At 72.7% G+C, this 20,391-nt stretch carries 17 protein-coding genes and 1 pseudogene; 7 read left to right on the forward strand and 11 right to left on the reverse strand.

From position 1 onward, the window contains the following. Positions 1 to 233: 233 nt before the first annotated feature. Entirely contained in the window at positions 234 to 1,598 is a 1,365-nt protein-coding gene (locus ACY1JF_RS12350; RefSeq protein WP_462705099.1) for an FAD-dependent oxidoreductase, read from the reverse strand. Positions 1,599 to 1,851: 253 nt separating this feature from the next. Here ACY1JF_RS12350 and ACY1JF_RS12355 point away from each other — a divergent pair, with 253 nt between their 5' ends. Then, positions 1,852 to 3,252: an MFS transporter gene (locus ACY1JF_RS12355; protein ID WP_462705281.1), complete on the forward strand. Its 1,401-nt coding sequence runs from the start codon at positions 1,852 to 1,854 to the stop codon at positions 3,250 to 3,252. Between the two features lie 26 nt (positions 3,253 to 3,278). Here the strand turns inward: ACY1JF_RS12355 and ACY1JF_RS12360 are convergent, their stop codons facing one another. After that, positions 3,279 to 3,425: a hypothetical protein gene (locus tag ACY1JF_RS12360; RefSeq protein WP_462705100.1), complete on the reverse strand. Its 147-nt coding sequence runs from the start codon at positions 3,423 to 3,425 to the stop codon at positions 3,279 to 3,281. A gap of 173 nt (positions 3,426 to 3,598) precedes the next feature. Between ACY1JF_RS12360 and ACY1JF_RS12365 the strand changes: the two genes are divergently transcribed. Beyond that, positions 3,599 to 3,772, forward strand: a complete 174-nt coding sequence (locus tag ACY1JF_RS12365) for a CsbD family protein (RefSeq protein WP_462705101.1) — start codon at positions 3,599 to 3,601, stop codon at positions 3,770 to 3,772. Positions 3,773 to 3,916: 144 nt separating this feature from the next. Here the strand turns inward: ACY1JF_RS12365 and ACY1JF_RS12370 are convergent, their stop codons facing one another. Continuing rightward, entirely contained in the window at positions 3,917 to 6,616 is a 2,700-nt protein-coding gene (locus ACY1JF_RS12370) for a SpoIIE family protein phosphatase (protein ID WP_462705102.1), read from the reverse strand. Between the two features lie 323 nt (positions 6,617 to 6,939). Between ACY1JF_RS12370 and ACY1JF_RS12375 the strand changes: the two genes are divergently transcribed. Further along, the gene (locus ACY1JF_RS12375; RefSeq protein WP_462705103.1) at positions 6,940 to 8,274 is read left to right on the forward strand and encodes an endo-1,4-beta-xylanase; all 1,335 of its coding nucleotides are present in this window, start codon (positions 6,940 to 6,942) and stop codon (positions 8,272 to 8,274) included. A gap of 58 nt (positions 8,275 to 8,332) precedes the next feature. On the opposite strand, the gene ACY1JF_RS12380 is transcribed toward ACY1JF_RS12375, so the two are convergent. Beyond that, entirely contained in the window at positions 8,333 to 9,514 is a 1,182-nt protein-coding gene (locus ACY1JF_RS12380; RefSeq protein ID WP_462705282.1) for a glycoside hydrolase family 64 protein, read from the reverse strand. Positions 9,515 to 9,988: 474 nt separating this feature from the next. Here ACY1JF_RS12380 and ACY1JF_RS12385 point away from each other — a divergent pair, with 474 nt between their 5' ends. Continuing rightward, complete coding sequence (locus ACY1JF_RS12385) at positions 9,989 to 10,339, forward strand: ATP-binding protein (RefSeq protein ID WP_462705104.1); 351 nt, start codon at positions 9,989 to 9,991, stop codon at positions 10,337 to 10,339. A gap of 16 nt (positions 10,340 to 10,355) precedes the next feature. Here the strand turns inward: ACY1JF_RS12385 and ACY1JF_RS12390 are convergent, their stop codons facing one another. Next, positions 10,356 to 10,697, reverse strand: a complete 342-nt coding sequence (locus ACY1JF_RS12390) for an STAS domain-containing protein (protein ID WP_462705105.1) — start codon at positions 10,695 to 10,697, stop codon at positions 10,356 to 10,358. Between the two features lie 159 nt (positions 10,698 to 10,856). Between ACY1JF_RS12390 and ACY1JF_RS12395 the strand changes: the two genes are divergently transcribed. Next, positions 10,857 to 11,150, forward strand: coding sequence for a hypothetical protein (locus tag ACY1JF_RS12395; protein WP_462705106.1), 294 nt, complete (start codon positions 10,857 to 10,859; stop codon positions 11,148 to 11,150). A 684-nt stretch (positions 11,151 to 11,834) separates the two neighbouring features. Here ACY1JF_RS12395 and ACY1JF_RS12400 read toward each other — a convergent pair. After that, positions 11,835 to 14,099: a catalase gene (locus ACY1JF_RS12400; RefSeq protein ID WP_462705107.1), complete on the reverse strand. Its 2,265-nt coding sequence runs from the start codon at positions 14,097 to 14,099 to the stop codon at positions 11,835 to 11,837. Positions 14,100 to 14,405: 306 nt separating this feature from the next. Between ACY1JF_RS12400 and ACY1JF_RS12405 the strand changes: the two are divergent. After that, positions 14,406 to 14,543, forward strand: a pseudogene (locus tag ACY1JF_RS12405) (IS701 family transposase); the annotation flags it as partial. Between the two features lie 48 nt (positions 14,544 to 14,591). Here ACY1JF_RS12405 and ACY1JF_RS12410 read toward each other — a convergent pair. From ACY1JF_RS12410 to ACY1JF_RS12420, 3 genes are all read right to left on the reverse strand, one after another. Further along, positions 14,592 to 15,476, reverse strand: a complete 885-nt coding sequence (locus ACY1JF_RS12410) for a helix-turn-helix transcriptional regulator (RefSeq protein ID WP_462705108.1) — start codon at positions 15,474 to 15,476, stop codon at positions 14,592 to 14,594. A 34-nt stretch (positions 15,477 to 15,510) separates the two neighbouring features. Beyond that, complete coding sequence (locus ACY1JF_RS12415; RefSeq protein ID WP_462705109.1) at positions 15,511 to 16,317, reverse strand: SDR family oxidoreductase; 807 nt, start codon at positions 16,315 to 16,317, stop codon at positions 15,511 to 15,513. Positions 16,318 to 16,611: 294 nt separating this feature from the next. Then, a complete protein-coding gene (locus tag ACY1JF_RS12420) occupies positions 16,612 to 17,373 on the reverse strand; it encodes an SDR family oxidoreductase (protein WP_462705110.1) in 762 nt (253 codons plus the stop codon). A 185-nt stretch (positions 17,374 to 17,558) separates the two neighbouring features. Between ACY1JF_RS12420 and ACY1JF_RS12425 the strand changes: the two genes are divergently transcribed. Continuing rightward, entirely contained in the window at positions 17,559 to 18,479 is a 921-nt protein-coding gene (locus ACY1JF_RS12425; protein WP_462705111.1) for a helix-turn-helix transcriptional regulator, read from the forward strand. Positions 18,480 to 18,521: 42 nt separating this feature from the next. Here the strand turns inward: ACY1JF_RS12425 and ACY1JF_RS12430 are convergent, their stop codons facing one another. Next, positions 18,522 to 18,917: a MarR family winged helix-turn-helix transcriptional regulator gene (locus tag ACY1JF_RS12430; RefSeq protein ID WP_462705112.1), complete on the reverse strand. Its 396-nt coding sequence runs from the start codon at positions 18,915 to 18,917 to the stop codon at positions 18,522 to 18,524. 787 nt (positions 18,918 to 19,704) lie between these two features. Beyond that, entirely contained in the window at positions 19,705 to 20,358 is a 654-nt protein-coding gene (locus ACY1JF_RS12435) for a class I SAM-dependent methyltransferase (RefSeq protein WP_462705113.1), read from the reverse strand. Positions 20,359 to 20,391: the final 33 nt, after the last annotated feature.

Here is a 20,391-nt window from a genome sequence, read left to right on the forward strand (position 1 = left end):
ACCGCCGGCGGCCCGCGCATCCCTCCCGGCAGACCGGGCCCCGGCAGCCCCGCGGCGGCCCCCGCGGGCGGCCCGCAACAGCCGGCCGCGACGTGCCGGGACGGCGGGCCACGGCGGGCGGCGACCGCCGGCGCCGAGGAGCCGCGAGCCCCGCCGTACGCGACCGGCCCCCGGAAGGCGGGCCTTCCGGGGGCCGGTCACACGGACCGCGGGAGCGCGGTCACGCGGGTCGCTCAGGCACCGCTCCAGCGGAGCATGTCCTCGCGCTCGACGTACTTGACGCGCTCGCGGCCCTGCGGCTCGCCCTGCGCCTTCTCCGCCGCGTCCAGCTTGTACCAGCCCTCCCAGGTGGTGAACCGGACGTCGCGCTCGGCCAGGAAGGCGTCGACGGCCTCCGGAGCGGGCGCGGAGGGCGTGTGCAGCCGCTCGTTGGCGAAGTCGTCCAGCAGGCTGGCCACCGTCTCGTTGGCGTCGCCCTTGGTGTGGCCGATCAGACCGATCGGGCCGCGCCGGATCCAGCCGGTGACGTACGTCGACTTCAGGTGCTCGCCGGACTCCTCGATGACCCGCCCGGCCTTGTCCGGCACCGTGCCGGATTCGAGGTCCCAGGGCAGCTTGGGCAGCCTGTCGGACAGGTAGCCCACCGCGCGGTAGACGGCCTGGACGTCCCAGTCGGTGAACTTGCCGGTGCCCTTGACGTTGCCGGTGCCGTCCAGCTCGGTGCGCTCGGTGCGCAGGCCGACGACCTTGCCGTCCTCACCGAGGATCTCGGCGGGCGACTCGAAGAAGTGCAGGAACAGCTTGTGCGGCCGGTCGCCGACGTCGCGGATCGCCCAGTTCTCCAGGGTCTTGGCGACCATGTCGGCCTGCTTGTTGCCGCGCCGGGTGGCGATCGAGCCGTCGTCGTAGTCGATGTCCTCGGGGTCGACGATGACCTCGATGTTGGGGGAGTGGTCCAGCTCCCGCAGCTCCATCGGGCTGAACTTCGCCTGCGCCGGGCCGCGGCGGCCGAAGACGTGGACCTCCAGCGCCTTGTTGGCCTTCAGGCCCTCGTAGACGTTGGGCGGTATCTCGGTGGGCAGCAGCTCGTCCGCGGTCTTGGCGAGGACGCGCGCGATGTCCAGGGCGACGTTGCCGACGCCGAGGACGGCGACCTTCTCGGCCTGAAGCGGCCAGGTGCGCGGGAAGTCCGGGTTGCCGTCGTACCAGGCGACGAACTCGGCGGCGCCGTAGGAACCGTCCAGCTCGACGCCGGGGATCGCCAGGTCGCGGTCGGCCGTCGCGCCCGTGGCGAAGATCACACCGTCGTAGAAGGTGCGCAGGTCGTCCAGGCTGATGTCGGTCGGGTAGTCCACGTTTCCGAAGAGGCGGATCTGCGGCTTGTCCAGCACCTGGTGCAGGGCCGTGATGATGCCCTTGATCCGCGGGTGGTCGGGAGCGACGCCGTAGCGGATGAGCCCGAACGGGGCGGGCATGCGCTCGAAGATGTCGATGGACACGCCGGGCTCGGCGGCCACTTCGGACTTGAGCAGGGCGTCGGCGGCGTAGATTCCGGCGGGACCGGATCCGACGATGGCTACCCGCAGAGGGCGGGGCATGTGCGGTTTCCCTTCGAGCGGTGACAGATCGACTCGACGGGAAGCCTAAGCTAAGGGGACCCTAAGTCGGTACACGGGTCCGGTCTATGGGCCCATAAGGCCCGCTTATGAGTCCCCTACGGGTTGTTTGGACCGTCCCGGTTCGGTGACCGGTGACGCAGACACCAAGGCGGACACCGGACCGGTGGAGGGAGCCCCCGTGAACGATCCGAACCGCTGGCGGGCGTTGTGGGCCACCCTGGCCGCCGGGTTCATGACCCTGCTGGACGTCACGATCGTCGCCGTGGCCCTGCCGTCCATGCAGCGGGAGCTGGACGCCTCCGCCGCGTCCGTGCAGTGGGTGGTCTCCGGGTACGCGCTGGCGTTCGCCCTGACCCTGGTGACCGCCGGACGGCTGGGCGACGCCTTCGGCCGGCGGCGGGTCTTCCTGATCGCCCTGGCCGCCTTCGTGGTGTGCAGCGCCGCGGCCGGCGCGGCGCCCACGGTCACCCTGCTCGTCGTCGCCCGGCTCGCCCAGGGCGTGGCCGCCGGCAGCCTGGCCCCGCAGAACACCGCCCTGATCCAGCAGATGTTCCGGGGTGCCGAGCGCGGCCGGGCCTTCGGGCTCTTCGGCGCCACCGTGGGCGTCTCCAGCGCCGTCGGACCGGTGGTGGGGGGCCTGATCCTCGCCCTCGCCGACGGCCCCGACGGCTGGCGCTGGATCTTCTACGTCAACGTGCCGGTCGGGCTGGTCGCCCTGCTGCTCGGCCGGCGGCTGCTGCCCCGGGTGGCCCCCGGGCGCCGGGGCCGCCTCGACCCGGTGGGGGTGGCGCTGCTGGGCGTCGGCATCCTCGCGGTGATGCTGCCGCTGGTGCTGGCGGAGGCCGGCGGGCTGAGCAGCCTGTGGTGGCTGTTCCCGGTGGGGCTGGGGATCCTCGTGGGCTTCGTGGGGTGGGAGCGCCGGGTCGCGGCCCGGGACGGCGACCCGCTGCTGGACCCCCGGCTGTTCACGGCGACCCGCGGCTACGCCACCGGCGCGAGCCTGGCCGCCCTGTACTTCGTCGGCTTCAGCGGCGTCTGGCTGGTCTTCGCGCTGTTCTTCCAGAACGGGCTGGGCTACTCACCGCTCGGCTCGGGGCTGGCGGTGACGCCGTTCGCCGCCGGCTCCGCGGGGGCCGCGGCCGTGGCGGGCCGCCTGGTGGGCCGGTTCGGACGGCTGCTGACCGTCTGCGGGCTGGTCGCCGTCATGGCCGGGCTGGGCGGCACGGCGCTGGTGCTGTGGCGGGCGCCCGCGGACCTCGCCGCCTTCGTCGCCGCTCCGCTGCTGTTCCTCGGCGGCCTCGGCAGCGGCTGCGTCATCTCCCCGAACGTCACCATGACGCTGCGCGACGTCCCGGTCCGCATGGCCGGCGCCGCCGGCGGCGCCCTGCAGACCGGGCAGCGGCTCGGCGGAGCCGTGGGCACCGCCGCGCTGCCGGGCCTGTTCTACCTGGTGCTGACCAGCACCCACGACGACTACCGCGACGCCGTGGCGCTGTCCGTCGGCAGCGGCGTCGCCTTCATGCTGTGCGCGCTGGCCGTCGCGGTCGCCGACTGGCGCCGCGACCGGGCCGGCCGGGACCGGCGCGGTCCGGCAAAGGTGTCCCAGGGCCACACCCACGCGACCCGGGGCTGATCCGGCCGGCCCGGCCGGACCCGGGCTCAGTGGCGCTTCCCGAGCCGGCGCAGCAGCCCCTGGGCCTGCGCCCGGCGGCGCGGGTCAGCGGCGGCCCGGCGCAGCTGTTCCGCGGTCCGCTGTCCCTGCGGACTGCGCGCGTAGCGCTTGATCCTCTCCAGCAGTGCGGCCATCACGTTCCTCCTGTGGTCGTCCTGGCGGGCGGGATGCCCGCGCAGACACCGCCTACCCGTACCGGCCCCGCTCTCACCCGGCGGCCCGCCGGGGTTTCCCGGCCGGCAAGCGGGAAACCCGGAGGGTCCCCGGACGATCCACGACCGCAGAGACCGCAGAGGTGAGGCAGACCGTGGCAGGTACCGAGAAGTCCAAGGCCAAGACGGAGCAGACCAAGGGCAAGGTCAAGGAGGCGGCCGGCCGCGCCGTCGGCGACGAGAGGCTGGCGGCCGAGGGCCGTGCCGACCGGAAGAAGGGCGACGCCCGCCAGGCCAAGGAGAAGGCGAAGGACGCCTTCCGCCACTGACGCGCCGCACGCGCCCCGCACCGCGCGCGGGGCCGCGCATTCGCTCCATACGGGTGCGCCCGGCGCGACGGCGACCGGACCCCGGGGCCCGCACGGGCACCGGGGTCCTCCCGTCCCCGGCCCGTTCCCCGCGTTCCCCGGAGGTCAGGGCGCCGGCTGTTCCGCCCAGATGACCTTGCCGGAGGGGGTGTAGCGGGTGCCCCAGCGTTCGGCGAGCTGGGCGACGAGGAACAGTCCGCGTCCGCCCTCGTCGGTCATGGCCGCGTACCGCAGGTGCGGTGCGGTGCTGGTGCCGTCGGACACCTCGCAGATCAGGCCGCGGTCGTACAGCACCCGGACGTGGATCGGCTCCGCCCCGTGCCGGATCGCGTTGGTCACCAGTTCGCTGAGGATCAGCTCGGTGGTGAACACCAGCTCCTGCAGCCCCCACTCGGACAGCCGCCGTGTCACCCGGGCGCGCAGCTCGCCGACGGCGGCCGGGTCGGCCGGCACCGGCCACTCGGCGACCCGGTCGGCGCCGAGCACCCGGGTGCGGGCGACGAGCAGGGCGATGTCGTCGCCCGGCCGCTCCGGCAGCCGGGCGTCGAGCACGGCCCGGCAGGTCTCCTCGGGCGACGGCCCGGCCGCCGCCAGGGCGCCCCGCAGCTCGTCCAGCCCGGCGTCGATGTCCTGCTCCCGGTCCTCGATGAGCCCGTCGGTGTAGAGAACCAGCCGGCTGCCCTCGGCCGGCCGCAGCTCCGTCGCCTCGAAGGGCAGCCCGCCCAGCCCGAGCGGCGGACCCGCCGGTACGTCCACGATCTCGACCCGTCCGTCGGGGCCGACCAGGGCCGGCGGCGGATGGCCGGCCCGGGCGACCGTACAGCCGCGCGAGACCGGGTCGTAGATCGCGTACAGGCAGGTCGCGCCGGTGACCGGGGCGCTGTCTCCCACCGCCTCCTCGTCCTGGTCGATGCGGGCGACCAGTTCGTCCAGCAGGGCGAGCAGCTCGTCGGGCGCCAGGTCCAGCGCGGAGAAGTTGTGCACCGCGGTCCGCAGCCGCCCCATCGTCGCCGCGGCGTGCAGTCCGTGGCCGACGACGTCCCCCACCACCAGGGCGACCCGCGCCCCGGACAGCGGCAGGACGTCGAACCAGTCGCCGCCCACGCCGGCCTGCGCGGGCAGGTACCGGTAGGCGATCTCCAGGGCGTTCTGCTCGGGCAGCGTGCGGGGCAGCAGGCTGCGCTGCAGGGTCACCGCCATGCTGTGCTCGCGGGTGTAGCGGCGGGCGTTGTCGATGGCGACCGCGGCCCGCGCCACCAGCTCCTCGGCGAGCGCGAGGTCGTCCGCGTCGAACGGCTCCGGCCTCCCGGCCCGCCAGAAGGTGACCACCCCGAGCGTCAGGGCGCCCGCCCGCAGCGGCACGGCGACCAGCGAGTGGACGCCGTGCTCCAGCAGCCGCGCCGCGCGCTCCCGGTCCTGCGCCTGCCAGCCGTGGGCCCGGGCCAGGTCGGTTTCGAGGACGGCGCGGCCGGTGCGCAGGGCCGCCGCCTGCGGTGTGGAGCCGACGAAGTCGATCCGCGGGCCCGGCGGGAAGAGCGTGGTGTCCGCCGGGAGCCCGCCGACCGCGGCCCGCCGCAGCGGACGCTCCGGCTCCGGCGGATCCCCGGCGAGTACGGCGTCGGACAGGTCCACGGTGGCGAGGTCCGCGAACCGGGGCACCGCCAGCCGGGCCAGTTCCTCGGCGGTGCGGGTGACGTCCAGGCTGGTGCCGACGCCCACACCGGCGTCGTAGAGCAGGTCCAGGCGCTCCCGGGTGGTCTCGGCCCGGCCGGACAGGGCGCGCAGCTCGGTCGAGTCGCGCAGCGTGGCCACGCTGCCGGGCGGCCCGCCGCGGATGTCCGTGGGGCGCTGGCTGACCGCCAGCAGCAGCTCCCCGGCCCGGTGCACCTCGTCCGTGGCCACCCGTCCGGAGGCCAGCAGCCGTGCCGTGCCGGGATCGAGACCGAGGTCGCTCACCCGCCGTCCCTCGGCGTCGTCCGGCAGGCCGAGCAGGCGGTGCGCCTCGTCGTTGGCGAGCAGCAGCGTGCCCTCGCCGTCGACGATCAGCACCCCTTCCCGGACGGAGTGCAGCACCGCGTCGTGGTGTTCGTACATCCGGGCCAGCTCGTCCGGTCCCAGGCCGTGGGTCTGGCGCAGCAGCCGCCCGCTGACCAGCGCTGTGCCGGCCGTGGCCAGCACCAGAGCCGCCGCGGCGGTGCCCAGCAGCAGCGGCAGCTGGCGGTGGACGGCACCGCCCAGGCGGTCGGCGGTGACGCCGGCCGACACCAGGCCCACGACGGTGCCGTCGGAGGTCTCCACGGGGACCACGGCCTGCACCAGCGGGCCGAGGGTGCCCTCGATCTCCTCGGTCACGGTCCGCCCGGCCAGGGCGGGGCCGAGGGTGCCGACGAACTCGCGGCCGATGCGGTCCGGGTCCGGATGGGTGTAGCGGACTCCGTCGGTGTCCATCACGACGACGAAGTCCATGCCCGCCGCCTCGCGGGCGGCCTCGGCCCTGGGCTGCAGCACCGCCGTGGGGTCGGGGGCGCGCAGTGCCTGGACGATGCCGGGGGAGTTGGCGAAGGCCCCTGCCACGGCGACCGAGCGGTCGCGGGCTTCCGCGCTGTTGTCGTTGCGGGCCTGGAGCACCAGGGCGACCACCGAGGCCATCACGAGCAGCAGCACCACGGCCACTTGCAGCACGAACACCTGCCCGGCCAGGCTGCGCCGCGACAGTGCGGACCGCAGCCCCGGGGCCGGTGCGTGCCGGAGCCGGCCGGGACCGCGGGTGGGCCGGGCTTCCGATCCGCCCGGGAGTCGGACCATGTGTCCATGTCTACCCTGCCGCGCCGGGTGCGGCGACAGGCGTCCCCCGGGCGGCGGCCGACGGTGCCCGCGGGGACGGGCGTGCCGGACGCGCCCGCGTCCGTGCGCGGGTGCGTCCGTCCGGGTGGGGTGCCCGGACGGCGGCGCCGTCCCGGACGTTCCGGCTCCCGCTCGTGACGGGGCCGCGGCGCGTCACCGGCGCCCGCGGATCCGTGCGGCGGCGGCCGTTGACCCGGGCACCGCGAATCCGTAACCTCCACCGCGACATTCGGAAATCGTGGCGAAAGTTTCGATCCGACCGTGCCCCCACCGAAAGGGATGTCATGTATCTGACACGATTACTGAGAGCCGCGACGGCCGGGCTGGTCGCCGCCACGGCCCTGTCGGCCGCCGCGCACACCGCCGAGGCCGCCGACACGCTCGGTTCGGCGGCGGCCGGCCAGGGCCGCTACTTCGGCACCGCCGTGGCGGCGAACCACCTCGGCGAGTCCGACTACGCCGCCACCCTGGACCGCGAGTTCACCTCCGTGACGCCCGAGAACGAGATGAAGTGGGACGCCACCGAGCCCACTCGGGGCGGCTTCACCTTCACGTCCGCCGACCAGATCGTGAACCACGCCCAGGGCCGGGGCATGGACGTCCGCGGCCACACCCTCGTGTGGCACTCCCAGCTCCCGTCCTGGGTGAGCACCCTCGCCGCCGCCGACCTGCGCACGGCGATGAACAACCACATCACCCAGCTCATGACCCACTGGAAGGGGGAGATCCACTCCTGGGACGTGGTCAACGAGGCGTTCCAGGACGGTTCCAGCGGTGCCCGCCGCAGCTCCCCGTTCCAGGACAAGCTGGGCGACGGCTTCATCGAGGAGGCGTTCCGCACCGCCCGCGCCGCCGACCCGGCCGCCAGGCTCTGCTACAACGACTACAACACCGACGGCGTCAACGCGAAGAGCAACGCCGTCTACGCCATGGTCAAGGACTTCAAGTCCCGCGGCGTGCCCATCGACTGCGTCGGCTTCCAGTCCCACTTCAACAGCGCCTCCCCGGTCCCGGCCGACTACCAGGCCAACCTCCAGCGCTTCGCCGACCTCGGCGTCGACGTGCAGATCACGGAACTGGACATCGAGGGCTCCGGCACCGCCCAGGCGACCAGCTACGGCAACGTGGTCAAGGCGTGTCTCGCGGTGAGCCGCTGCACGGGCATCACCGTCTGGGGCGTCACCGACAAGTACTCCTGGCGCAGCGGCGGCACCCCGCTGCTGTTCGACGCGAACTACGCGGCGAAGCCCGCCTACGACGCCGTCCTGGCCGCGCTGGGCGGCACCGGCGGCGGAGGGGGCGGCGGTGGCGACGCCGCCTGCACGGCCACGTACACCACGGACGCGCAGTGGAACGACGGCTACAACGGCAAGGTCACCATCACCGCCGGCGACTCGGCGATCAGCGGCTGGACGACGACCGTCACCCTGACGGCGCCGCAGAAGGTCACCGCCGTCTGGAACGCCACGGCGACCTGGGACAGCAGCGGCAACGTGATGACCGCCAGGCCCAGCTGGAACGGGAGCCTGGCGGCCGGCGCGTCGACCAGCTTCGGGTTCACCGTCGCGAAGAACGGCAGCGGCGCGGTGCCGGCGGTCGGCACCTGCACGGCCTCCTGAGACCCCGGCGACCGCGGACCCCCGGGGCGTACCGTCCGGTACGCCCCGGGGCGACGGATCAGCCGAACGGGTCCAGGGTCAGGAACGCCTTGGCCGGGCTGCCGTCGTGGACGAGCGACTCGTGGTTGCCGACGTCGTCGAAGGCGAACGCGTACGCCTTGCCGTCGGCCATCCGGTCGTGGACCGCGCGGGCGTAGTGGTTGGTCACCGCGTCCTGGTAGAAGCCGGCCGCGGAGGCGTCCGGCTGGTTCGGGTTGGTCAGCAGCGTGGAGCGGTTGAAGCCCGCGCACAGGGTGCGGGAGATCGGGCCGCGCACCTGGTCGTTGGGGGCGTCCAGCAGCCGGTGGCAGCCGAAGACACTGCTCGCGTCCGGCTTCTGGAAGCTGGTGACGACGGCGCCCGAACTGTTGGTGAAGTGCATGACGCCGCCCGTGACCCGCCCGTAGTACTTCACGGCCGGCTGGTCCGTGAACGGGGTGACCGTCAGCGTCGAGGTGGCGTACTTCTGCCAGACGCGGTTGATGTAGTCGTCCATCACGGAGGCGGGCAGGGCGCCGGTCTCCACGCCGTACAGCGGGGAGAGCGCCCGCAGCACGGTGCCGTCGGCCCGCGTCTGGATCAGGCCGGACCAGCCGCCGGGCTGCGCCCGCAGCGCGTCGAAGAACCCCTTGTAGCCGCCGGGCTCGAGGTGCCCGGTGGTCACCGTCGTGCCGTCGGCGCGCTGCACGCCGACCGTGTACGGCGCCGAGAACATGTCGACCTGGGTGCTGTTGATCCACAGCCCGGAGTCGTCGAGCGTGTACTCCGACCAGTTGAAGAGGATGTCGCGGTTCGGATCGCTCGGGTTCTGCACGGCGGGCTGCACCAGACCGCCGGTGGCCAGCTGGAACACCAGCTTCTGGCCGTACGAGAAGTAGATCCGCCCGGAGAACCTGGGGATCCGGATGGTCGTGGACTGCCCGGGACCCGGTCCGGCGATCGAGGCGTCGGGGGCCGGGACGGGCGGGGCGCCGCCCGCGGGCCAGGCGTGGAAGGCGCCGCTCGCGTCAGCCCAGCCCTGCCGTCCCGTCGACAGCTCGGTGCCGAGGTTGTAGACGTAGAGCGGCCCGGAGCGGCCGGAGTCGTTGGTGATCTGGAGGGGGAGCGTCGCGGGGACCGCGGCGCCGGCGGGGGCGGCGGCACCGGTCGCGAGGAGGGCGCCCGCCACGGTGGTGGCCAGGGCGGTCGCCGTCGCGGCGATCCGGTGCCGGAGTCGTCTGTGGAGTCCTGTGAACACGCGCAACCTCCGTACGGGCCCTGGGACAGGCCGCGGAGACGTGGGGGGAGGGAGGAACGTATGGGTCCGGTTTTGCTGAGAGCGCTCTCAGAGTGCCGATAGGGTGTGCGCATGTCAACAGTGGGGGTGCTCCTCGTGCGCGGGCTGCTCCTGATACGTACCGGGACAGGAACGCGGAGCAGCCCGCGCCGGTCTTCTGCCCGCGGACCGCGGCGGCACACCTCGGCGGTGTCCGGAAAACCGCACGACGGGCACGAGTTGACGGCAAGCGAATCGCAAGTGCCCGTTCCATGCGTATCGTGAGGTGCCGCGGGCTTCGGCTTCCGCTACTCGGCCCCGGACCGGACAGTGAGGCTCTGTATGACTCCGGCGCGCAGACCCGATGCCGCGGGTTCGTCCGTCCTGTCCACGACGGTGGACTTCAGGGGTGGATCGGCGATGATCCCCGCCTCCCGGGACATCGTCCAGGGGTTCGTCGGACGGCTCGGCGAGGCGGGCGTGACGACGTCCGCCGAGTTCCTGGACGCCGCGCGCCTGGTCGCCAGCGAGCTGGTCACCAACGCCCTGCGGCACGCGCCGGGGCCCTGCCGGCTGGTGCTGACCCTGGTGGAGGACCAGGTGGAGATCGCGGTGTCGGACACCGGGGAGGGCTTCCCCACGTTCCTGCCCCGCGATCCGCTGCGGGTCGGGCGGCACGGGCTGGAGATCGTGACGCGGCTGTGCGACGAGGTGATCACCAAGCCGCACGCCCAGGGGAAGACCGTGTACGCGCGCCTCCCCCTGTCCTGAGGGCCCCCCGTGGCCGTCAGCCGGCGAGCGCCTGCTCGACCGTCGGATAGCAGGCGATCAGGACGTCCACTCCGACGAGCTGGAGCACGCGCCGGACGGCCTGCTGCGGGGCGGCCAGCCGCAGCCAGCCGCCGCCGGCCTCGGCCGCCTGGTGGGCCGCTATGAACACGTTGATGCCGCTGGAGTCCATGAAGGCCACGTCCGCCAGATCGACCACCGTGCCCCGGGAGCCCTCCAGGCCCGACAGCAGCACGTCGCGGAGCTGAGCGCTGACGTCGAGATCCACTTCGCCCGCAAGGGTGACGACGCAGACGCCGTCGTCCGTGGTGGTACGGGTGATCAGCAGCCGCTCAGGCACCGCCGTTCCCTCGGTGTCCGACACACTTCCTCACTTCTCGCACAGGTCCGGCCATGGGTGGTGACCATGATGTTAAGGGTCCGGGGGCCCTTGGTGGGCAACTTGTGGAGGACCGGTTCGGCGCGCGCGGGAGTCGTGCCGTGACTAGGGTCTTCTCCCGTGGCGTACACATTCGACGAACTCGTGCACAAGCGGCGCGCGGCGGACCTGGCGCAGAGCCGGGTCGAACAGTTGCGTGACGCGTACGGGCCGCCCACCCAGCAGCAGTGGACCCCGCGGCAGTCCAGTACCTACGAGACCGCCGTCCGGGCCTGGCGCGACCTCGACCGGGACTGGCGCACCGCGCTCGCCGAGTACGTCAGGCGGCACGGGCGAACGCCCCGCGAGGTCGAGGCGGAGGTGGGCCGGGCCCTGCGGCCGGACGCCGGCGACGGGGCGGCTCCGCCCGGCTAGCACGTGCCCGCCGCCCCGCCCGCCTTCCGGCACGCGCCCCCACGAGCGGACAGTGCGGCACCGCCCTCAGGCCCCGCGGCGCACCTCGGGGCTCCCGGGGCGGTCGGGTCCGGATGCGCGTCGGGCCCGGCAGGCGTGTCGGGCCTGGAGGCGCGTCGACGCGCCAGTCCACCGCCGTCGTCAGCCCCGCCGCGGGCGGCGTCGCGTCCCCGCGCCATGCGTCCCCGCGCCATGCGTTTTCGCGCCACGCGGCTCCGCCGCTGCGTGCGGCGGAGCCGGGCCGGGGACGCGGTACGGCCGGGACCTCGCGTACGCCGGGGAGCCGGCGGGTCGGGCCGGGCGGCGGGGACGGGGATGGGGACGGGGTGAAGGCAGGACCGCCGTCGGCGGGACGGGACCGCCGGAACCGTCGGCGGCGCCCTCAGCGGGACCGGCGTCCGGCCCGGCCGTGTCCCTCGGGCGGCAACGGCTTCGCGCGCGCCCTCCGGATCCCCGCCGGTCCCGGCGCACTCACCCGTCCGTTCCCGCACGGCGGGGCCGCGCCCCGTCGGCACCGCCGAGCCGGCCCCCGCCGTCCACGACCGCGCCGTGGCGCCGGGCGGATTCCCTCCGGGCGTCGACGCGCCCGCCGACCGGATCCGCCCGCCGGACAGTGCCCGCCGGGCACTGTCCGGCGGGCGGTGCTCACACCCGCGTGGTGAAGCGTTCCCACACCCGGTGGCCGGCCAGCAGCCCGGTCACCTGCTCCAGGGCCGAGGTCCCGGAGGTGGCCAGGACCACGCCCGGCGCGTCGGTGGGCACCCCGGCAGCCTCCAGCGCCGCCTCACCGCCCGCCCAGACACCGATCGCCTTGCCGTGCCGGAACGCCTCCGACAGCAGCAGCGCCACCCTCGGGTCGGTGATCGCCGGACCGGCCGGCGCCGGGTCGGACTTCGCGTCCCGCGCGGTGTACGCGTCGCTGCCCACGCCGGGCACCCCGGCCAGCAGTACGGCGTCGAACTCCACGGACCGCGCGGTCACGAAGGTGCGCTGGACGGTCAGCGCGCCGCCGCCGAGCGTGCCGCCGGTGGGGGCGACGACCAGCGGGACCATGCCCGCCTCGAGCACCGCCTCCCGTACGGCCGCGATCCCCTCCAGGTCGTCCCCGCCGGTCACGATGCCGATCATCCGTCCCTCGGTGGGCCAGGTCCCCCCGATCTGGGACAGCGCCGGGCTGGGCTCGACGTCGGCCAGTGGCACGGTCGGCTCCGGCGCGGGCAGACCGAGCCCCTCGGCGACCTGCTCGCACAGCTCGGGGTCGATGTTGGCCAGCACCTGGAGCGTGCGCTCCCGGACCGCCTGCTCGTAGCACTTGCCCAGTTCGAAGACGTAGGCGCCGACGATGTGCTCCTTCTCCACCGGGCTCATGCTCAGCCAGAACCGGCGGGGCTGGCTGAAGTGGTCCGCGAACGACTCGGGCGCCTCGCGCACCTTCCGGCCCTCCGGCACCCGCACCGGCGTCTCGACGAAGGCCCCCGCGTCCGCGCCGGCCGTGAAGGGGCAGCCGCCGTCCAGGGAGTTGGGCCGGTAGGGCGCCACACCCCGGTGGACCGCCGTCTGGTGCATGCCGTCCCGCAGCATGTCGTTGACCGGTGCGTGCGGCCGGTTGATGGGCAGCTGCGGGAAGTTGGGTCCGCCGAGCCGGGTGATCTGCGTGTCCAGGTACGAGAAGAGCCGGCCCGCGAGCAGCGGGTCGTCGGTGATGTCGATGCCGGGGACGAGGTGGCCGACGTGGAAGGCGACCTGCTCGGTCTCGGCGAAGAAGTTCGACGGGTTGCGGTTCAAGGTCAGCAGCCCGACCGGCTGCACCGGCGCCAGCTCCTCGGGCACGAGGTTGGTCGGGTCCAGCAGGTCGATGCCCTCGAAGGTCTGCTCCGGGGTGTCGGGGAAGGTCTGGATGCCCAGCTCCCACTGCGGGTACGCGCCCGCCTCGATGGCGTCGGCCAGGTCCCGGCGGTGGAAGTCCGGGTCGACGCCGTTGATGAGCTGAGCCTCGTCCCACACCAGGGAGTGCACGCCCAGCTTGGGCTTCCAGTGGAACTTCACCAGAGTCGTCTCGCCCGCGGCGTTCACGAGCCGGAAGGTGTGGACACCGAAGCCCTCCATCATCCGGTAGGACCGCGGGATGCCCCGGTCGCCCATGAAGAAGATGGTGTGGTGGGTCGCCTCGGTGTGCAGTGAGACGAAGTCCCAGAACGTGTCGTGCGCGCTCTGCGCCTGCGGGATCTCCCGGTCCGGGTGGGGTTTCGCGGCGTGCACGACGTCCGGGAACTTGATGGCGTCCTGGATGAAGAAGACCGGGATGTTGTTGCCGACCAGGTCGAAGACGCCCTCGCTGGTGTAGAACTTCGTCGCGAAGCCCCGGGTGTCCCGCACGGTGTCGGAGGACCCCCGTGAACCCACCACCGTGGAGAACCGCGTGAACACCGGCGTCTCCACCTCCGGCGCGAGGAACGCCGCCTTGGTGACGTTCGCGGCGGTGCCGTAGCTCCGGAAGGTGCCGTGCGCGCCCGCGCCCCGGGCGTGGACCACGCGCTCCGGGATGCGCTCGTGGTCGAAGTGCATGATCTTCTCGCGCAGATGGTGGTCCTGGAGCAGCACCGGGCCGCGCGGACCGGCCTTGAGCGAGTGGTCCGTGTCGTACAGCCGCGTTCCCTGGGCGTCCGTCAGGTACGCCCCGGACTGCGCGTCGCGCGCCCGGTCGGCGCCGGTCGGCTGCCCGGTGGGCGACACGGTGTCCGGGCCGCTCTGGTCGGGCTTGGGCGGCAACGGCTCACGGGGCTCGGCGGGTTCGGCGACGGTCGGCGACTGGGGCCCCGGCTTGCCGGGAACGCCGTCCTCCGGCCCGTCACCCCGCAGGGCGTCACTGACCTTGCCGGCCACCCGCTTGATGGGGTTCGCCTCGCTCATACGTCTCATTCCTCCGATGTCGGCCGACGGCCGACCGGTCGCTTGTCGTCACGGCCGGGGCCACGCGTCCCGGTCGCACGGCGGGTACCCTCGAATACCGGGATCAGCGCACCGGTCCGTCGGCGAGCGTGCCGACGGGAGCGGGGACGGGCGTCTCGGCGCAGCCGGGTGAGCCCCCTCCGGTCGCGCTCCACGAGGAGCGGCCCGCCGCCTTCGAGGCGCTCGACGGCGGCGACGTCACCGGGCACGCCCATCGCGGTGGCGTCCGTCGCTGGAACGGGGAGAACCTCGTCCCGCAACGGGTTCCAGCGCCTGTTCGTGACACTCGTCATTCGGCCGGCCCACGACACAGCCCGCCGGCTCCGTCGGTCCGACTGGCGACGTCACCACCAAGCCCGGTCCCGCACCAGCCATTACCGGCGACAAGCCGCATCCCAGACATGAAGGTCACTGCTTACGGCTGGAGTTACTGGTACGGCTGAAGGGGTTGGACTATCCGTTGTGTGATTCGAACTCGGTCGCCAGTGCCTGTTGGGTGGCCGCCCACGACGCGAGGAGTGCCACATTGTCGGCTGTCGGTGTGCCCGCGGGCGCGGTGTAGACGTTGAGGTGCAGACCGGGTTCGGCGGGCAGTTCCATGGACTCGACATCCAGGTCGAGTTGGCCCACGATCGGGTGGTGCACTCGCTTGCGGCCGGACCGGTGCAGCCGCACGTCCCGAGACGCCCACCGCTGCCGGAACAGTTCACTGCGCGTTGACAGTTCGCCGACCAGGGCGATCAGTTCCTCGTCGTGCGGATTGCGGCCGGCTGCCATGCGCAGCTTCGCGGCCGCGTCACCGGCAACCTGGTCGTAGTCGACAAAGAAATCCCTGGCCGCCTCGGGGTTCAGATACACGAACCGCGCTGTGTTCGCGGGTCGCCGCAGGTCGGCCAGCACCGGTGAGTACAGCGCACGAGCGAGTTGATTCATGGCGAGCACGTCATAACGGCCGTTACCGATCCAGGCCGGCGCATCGGAGATCGCGTCGAGCACCTGCCGCAGCGTCGAGCGCACCGTCACGGCAGGCCCACGCCGGCGCGGGCGGCCGGGCGCCCTGGTCTGGCGCGCGAGGTGGAACAGGTGGTCGCGCTCGGCCTCGTCGAGCTGCAAGGCGGAGGCCAACGCGTCGAGCACGCCGTCGGAGGCACCGGCGAGGTTGCCGCGTTCCATGCGTACGTAGTAGTCGACGGATACCCCCGCCAGGAGCGCTACCTCCTCGCGGCGCAGACCTTTGACCCGGCGGTTGCCGCCGTAGGCGGGCAGGCCCGCCTGCTCGGGTGCGACGCGGGCGCGACGTGAGCTGAGAAACTCCCGGATCTCGGTGCGTAGATCCATCGGTCATCCCCTCGCCGTAAGCCCGTTCCGCACTCTAATGGATACCCGTCGCGGTCGTCGCGGTGCCGCCGTCCACCGGGATGACGGCGCCCGTGAGGTAGGACCCGGCCCGGCTGGCGAGAAACACGGCGGCACCCGCCATGTCGTCGTCGCGGCCGAGCCGGCGCAGAGGGGCCGCCGCCGCGATCGTGTCGCCGATGGCACCGAGGGTGGTCGCCGTCATCTGCGACGGGAACACGCCCGGTGCCACCGCGTTCACCGTGACGTGCTGGGGGCCCAGTTCCCTGGCAAGCACCCTGGTGAGTTGATGGAGTGCCGCTTTGCTGCCGGCGTACGAGTAGTTGGGCGACGGGGCGACGTGGATGGCGGCGATGCTGCCGATGTTGATGACCCGTGCAGGGTCATCGGCGGTGCCCGCCTCACGAAGTGCCGGGAGCAGTGCCTGCACCAGCCAGAACGGCGACTTGAGGTTGAGGTCGAGCACTGCGTCCCAGGCCTCGTCCGGGAATGTCTCCAGCGGCTCGCGCCACATCGCTCCCGCGTTGTTGACGAGGATGTCCAGGCGTTCCGAGTCGGCCTGGACGAGATCGGCGAGGCGTCGGCACTCGTCGTGCCTGGACAGGTCGGCGGGGATCGCCCGGACGTCGCCGAATTCGGACAGCAGACGCTGGGCCTGCGCGCACGTGTCTGCGTTGCGTGAGCTGATGACGACGCGGGCGCCCGCCTGGAGAAGGCCGCGCGCTATCATCATCCCGATGCCTCTGGTACCGCCAGTGACGAGGGCGTACTTTCCCCTCAGGTCGAAAAGTTCCGTGTGAGTGGTGAACTGGTTGTCCGCCATTGGTTTCCGTTCCTTCTGTCGTGAAATAACGCGTCTACGCGGTCGCGCGTTCTGGCCAGTTGAATTGAACTGACGAAGGTAAAGCTGCGGTGCGTTTCCATGGAGTGTTCTCGGCGCTTTCGGCTCGACCAGGTTGACAGGCGTTTTGGGCGTCGGGGAGACCCTGGTGATACAGGTACTGTCAGAATCCCCTGCCTGACACGCCGAGCCCGGATCGGGTCTGTACGGTGAGCGGGTCGCAGACAGAACCCCGCCCGGGTGGGCACTCGGACGGCGGGGTTCGTGTGCGGGGTGTCAGCTGTGGCGGCCGGGGAGCATGGCCAGGGCCCGGGAGCGCTGTGCGACGAGGTCGTCGTAGGTGCCGTCGCGCTCGGCCCAGCGGTGCATGAGGACGCCTTTCACAAGGATCTCGCGGGGAGTGGGGTCCTGGGAGAGCAGGTCCATGACCTCGGTGGCGAAGTCGTCGAGCGGCAGAGCGTGCGGGTTCACCTCTTCTTGTCCCGCTGTGGCCACAGCGGGCGGGACGAGTTCGACGACGTCGACGCCGGTGCCGTCGAGCTGGGCGCGCAGCGCCTCCGAGTAGGCGTGCACCGCGGCCTTCGAGGCGGCGTAGGTGGGCATGGGAGGGAACGGCAGGAAGGCGATGCCGGAGGTGACGGTGATGAAGCTGCCGGCGCCACGTCGCAGCAGGTGCGGGGTGAAGGCGTCGACGACCCGGATGGTGCCGAGCAGGTTGGTGTCGATCGTCAACGCTGCCGCCTCGAAGTGAGCGGGGTCGCGCAGGTCCTCCAGGAGCATGACGCCCGGCATCGTCACCACGGTGTCCAGCTCGGGGTACCGGTCGAGCGCGGTGTCACGGGCAGCTGCGACAGAGGTGCTGTCGGTGACGTCGATGCTGATCGTGCCGAACCCTTCTCGGGCGAGTTCGGCAAGTGCCCGCGGGTTGCGGCCGCCGACGGCCACGGTGCTGCCCGCCGCGGCGAACCGCCGGGCCAGCTCTCGCCCGATACCCGAGGTGCCGCCGACGATGAACACGGTGCGGTGGGAGAGGTCCACAAGATTTCCCCTTCAGTCCAGGGCGCCGAGGGCGTTCAGGTCCGCGGCGCAGGTGGTGTCGTCGTCCCGTGTGGAACAGCGCTCCTCAAGTTTTTGCGCCGGCGCCGGGCGGTGGCAGAGCCCCCGTCTTCCCTGGCCCTGCCAGGGCCCCCTTCCTCACACGCGCACCGCGTTAGCGTGGCGGTATGAAGGATTCGGAATCCGGCAATCGGCTCGGCAGCTACCTCCGTGCCCGGCGTGAGCTGGTCTCCCCGGCGCAGGCGGGTATCCCGCCGGGCGGCAACCGTCGGGTGCCCGGTCTGCGGCGTGAGGAAGTCGCCCTGCTCGCCGGAATCAGTCCCGACTACTACCTGCGCCTGGAACGGGGCCGTGACACGAACCCCTCGCCGCAGGTGCTCGAGTCACTGGCGCGCGTCCTGCAACTCGACGACATCGAGCGGGCGTATCTGCTCGGTCTCACGGCGCCCAGGGTCAAGACGCCGCGTCGCACGCGGCCCGAGCGGGTGCCGGAGCGCGTGCGCGAACTGCTCGCCCACCTCCAGATCCCCGCGTTCGTCGAAGGACGCGCGTTCGATGTCCTGGCCTCCAATCCCATGGCCGTCGCTCTCTCTCCCCGCCTGAGCCCCGGCCACAACCGACTTCGTTCCCTGCTCCTCGATCCCGAGGAACAGGCCTTCCACCAGGACTGGACGAAAGCCACCGCCGATTTTGTCGCCGCCTTGCGCACCACCGTCGGAGACGACAGTGACGACCCCCGGTTCGTCGAGCTCGTCGGAGAACTCGCCTTGTCCAGCCAGCGGTTCCGTACGCTGTGGGCCCGTCACGACGTCCGCGGCCTCGGCGGAGGCACCATCACGGTCCACCACCCCGTCGTGGGTGAGCTGCGCCTCCACCGGGACAAGCTCCCCATCGACGACGTCATCCTCGTCGTCTACTACCCTGACAAGGGCGACGACAGTGACGAGAAACTGCGGCTCCTCGCCACGCTCTCAGGGACTGACTCCGTCGGCGGCACAGCACGAGGCAGGGCCACCGGCGCCCCGCACCCGTCCGACGACCCCGCAGCCCGCCTCCACGAAGACGCTGGTCGTCCCGACAACGACTGATCGGATGAGCCATTACGTGTCGCGTTGCGGTCGGGGCCGTCGTCACGCCGACCGAAGCGGGTGGGCGTCCAGGAGTTCGCCGAGCAGCCGGTGCAGCTGCCGTTGCTCCGCCGGGTCGAGACCGGCGAGGAGCGCGGCCTGCACCGCGTCGGTGCGCACTCGTAGTTCCTGGAGACAGGTACCGCCCGCGGGGGTAAGGCTGATCGCGTTGCGGCGCCGGTCCGCCGGGTCTGCCTCGCGGTCGACGTGACGGGAGCCTTCGAGACGGCTGACGATCCCGTTGACATCGTTGCGGTCGAGGCCGAGACAGCGTCCGATGTCCGCTTGGCTGAGCGCCCCGTACTCCTCCGGCGCCGCCAGGACGGCGAAGTCGGCACGGGCACTCAATCGCATGCGCCGGACGGTCAACTGGGCACCGAGCGTGAAGACCTTGTTCACCTGCCGGCTGGCGAGCGTACGCAGGCGTTCCGAGGGGGCGCGCGGGAGGTTCCGTGGTCGCCATCCCGTGACCTCGACCGTCGGTCTCCCCGACGGTCATGCGTCACGTGGGGACGGCCGACGTTGGAAAATTCAACGATTCATCAACGCCCTGATATGAGCATGTTGATTCAACAGGGGCGTCGTGTCCGTCTCCCTGCCCGAAGGCATCCCCGTTCCCCAGGCCGGTTCCCCCAAGCCGCGTACGGCACTCGTGCCGCACGGCGGCGGGCCCCGGACCGTCGCGCCCCCCTCGTCGGGCACCCCGCGACCACCCCGCACGTGTTCGCGCCGACGCATCCCGGCTGGGAGGGCACCGCGCGGCCCGCCCCCACCACCTCGGTCGCGCGGCTCGCGGCCGGCTGCCTCACGCGTCTGCGCGAGCACGGGGAACAGGACGTCGTGCTGATCGGGTCCTCGATCGGCGGATGGATCGCCCTCGAAATGGCAGTGCGGACCACCCGCGACGAGCGGTACGCGGGCCCGATCGGGGCGTGGTCGACATCGACGGGGTCGGCGCGGTGGTGGAAGGCGAGCCTGGCGCGGACTTCTCCGCCCTCGACGCCCATGGCCTTGCCAAGGCTGCCTGGCACGATCCCGGCGGCGCCGGCGGGCACGGTTCCCCCGGGAGGCTCGCGCCGTGTCGGTCCGCACACGATCGAAGGCGTGCCTGCCGCCAGCCCGGCCCGAGGCAGGGCATAGGCGCTCTCCAGCACACCGGAGGTCGCCGGAACCCCCGTGCCGTGTCTCAGCCGGCCGGGAGGGCGTCCGCGCGCCGGCAGTGCAGGAAGAGCTGCGGTTCCGGGACGGCGTCCGGGTGCGCGGGAGTGAACAGCACTTCCTCCCGGCCCAGGACCTCCAGACCGGCCTCCTCCGCCACGGCGGTCAGATCCGCCGCGGCGAAGCTGGTCACCCGTACGGGCTGCCCCATGAAGACGCCCTCGGCGGCCTCCACGTCGAGCGGCACGGTGGCCAGGACCAGGTGCCCGCCCGGCTTCAGCGCCCGTGTCAGCCGCCGGACCACGTCCGCCTGCTCGGCCCGGTCCATCTGGAGCAGCGCGAAGTACACGCAGACCGCGTCGAGAAAACCCTCGTCGAGCGGCAGCTCGCGGATGTCGGCGCACCGGAAGGCGGCGGCGGGCACCTGCCGGGCCGCCAGTTCGACCATGACGGGGGAGACGTCCACCCCCAGCACCTCGTGGCCCGCCCGCACCAGCGTCTGCGCCGTCGGCCGCCCGGTCCCGCTGCCCACGTCCAGCACCCGGCTGCCGGGCGCGAGCCGGCCGAGCAACCACTCCAGTGACCGCCGGTGCGCTTCGGAACCGGCGAACGCCTGCTCGTAGGCGGCGCCCAGCGTGTCGAACACGGCGGCGGCCCGCGTCCGCTGCTGCTCGTCGGTCACGATCGTCTCCCTCGGTGGCCGGCCCCGGCAATC

Source organism: Streptomyces sp. SYSU D01066-1 (assembly GCF_054956795.1).

Bases quoted from the DNA above. Each gene is read 5' to 3' on its own strand.
- ACY1JF_RS12410 (WP_462705108.1), bottom strand. From the start codon at position 15,476: ATGGATCTACGCACCGAGATCCGGGAGTTTCTCAGCTCACGTCGCGCC.
- ACY1JF_RS12355 (WP_462705281.1), top strand. From the start codon at position 1,852: ATGACCCTGCTGGACGTCACGATCGTCGCCGTGGCCCTGCCGTCCATG.
- ACY1JF_RS12400 (WP_462705107.1), bottom strand. From the start codon at position 14,099: ATGAGCGAGGCGAACCCCATCAAGCGGGTGGCCGGCAAGGTCAGTGAC.
- ACY1JF_RS12370 (WP_462705102.1), bottom strand. From the start codon at position 6,616: ATGGTCCGACTCCCGGGCGGATCGGAAGCCCGGCCCACCCGCGGTCCC.
- ACY1JF_RS12375 (WP_462705103.1), top strand. From the start codon at position 6,940: ATGTATCTGACACGATTACTGAGAGCCGCGACGGCCGGGCTGGTCGCC.
- ACY1JF_RS12360 (WP_462705100.1), bottom strand. From the start codon at position 3,425: ATGGCCGCACTGCTGGAGAGGATCAAGCGCTACGCGCGCAGTCCGCAG.
- ACY1JF_RS12425 (WP_462705111.1), top strand. From the start codon at position 17,559: ATGAAGGATTCGGAATCCGGCAATCGGCTCGGCAGCTACCTCCGTGCC.
- ACY1JF_RS12385 (WP_462705104.1), top strand. From the start codon at position 9,989: ATGATCCCCGCCTCCCGGGACATCGTCCAGGGGTTCGTCGGACGGCTC.
- ACY1JF_RS12350 (WP_462705099.1), bottom strand. From the start codon at position 1,598: ATGCCCCGCCCTCTGCGGGTAGCCATCGTCGGATCCGGTCCCGCCGGA.
- ACY1JF_RS12415 (WP_462705109.1), bottom strand. From the start codon at position 16,317: ATGGCGGACAACCAGTTCACCACTCACACGGAACTTTTCGACCTGAGG.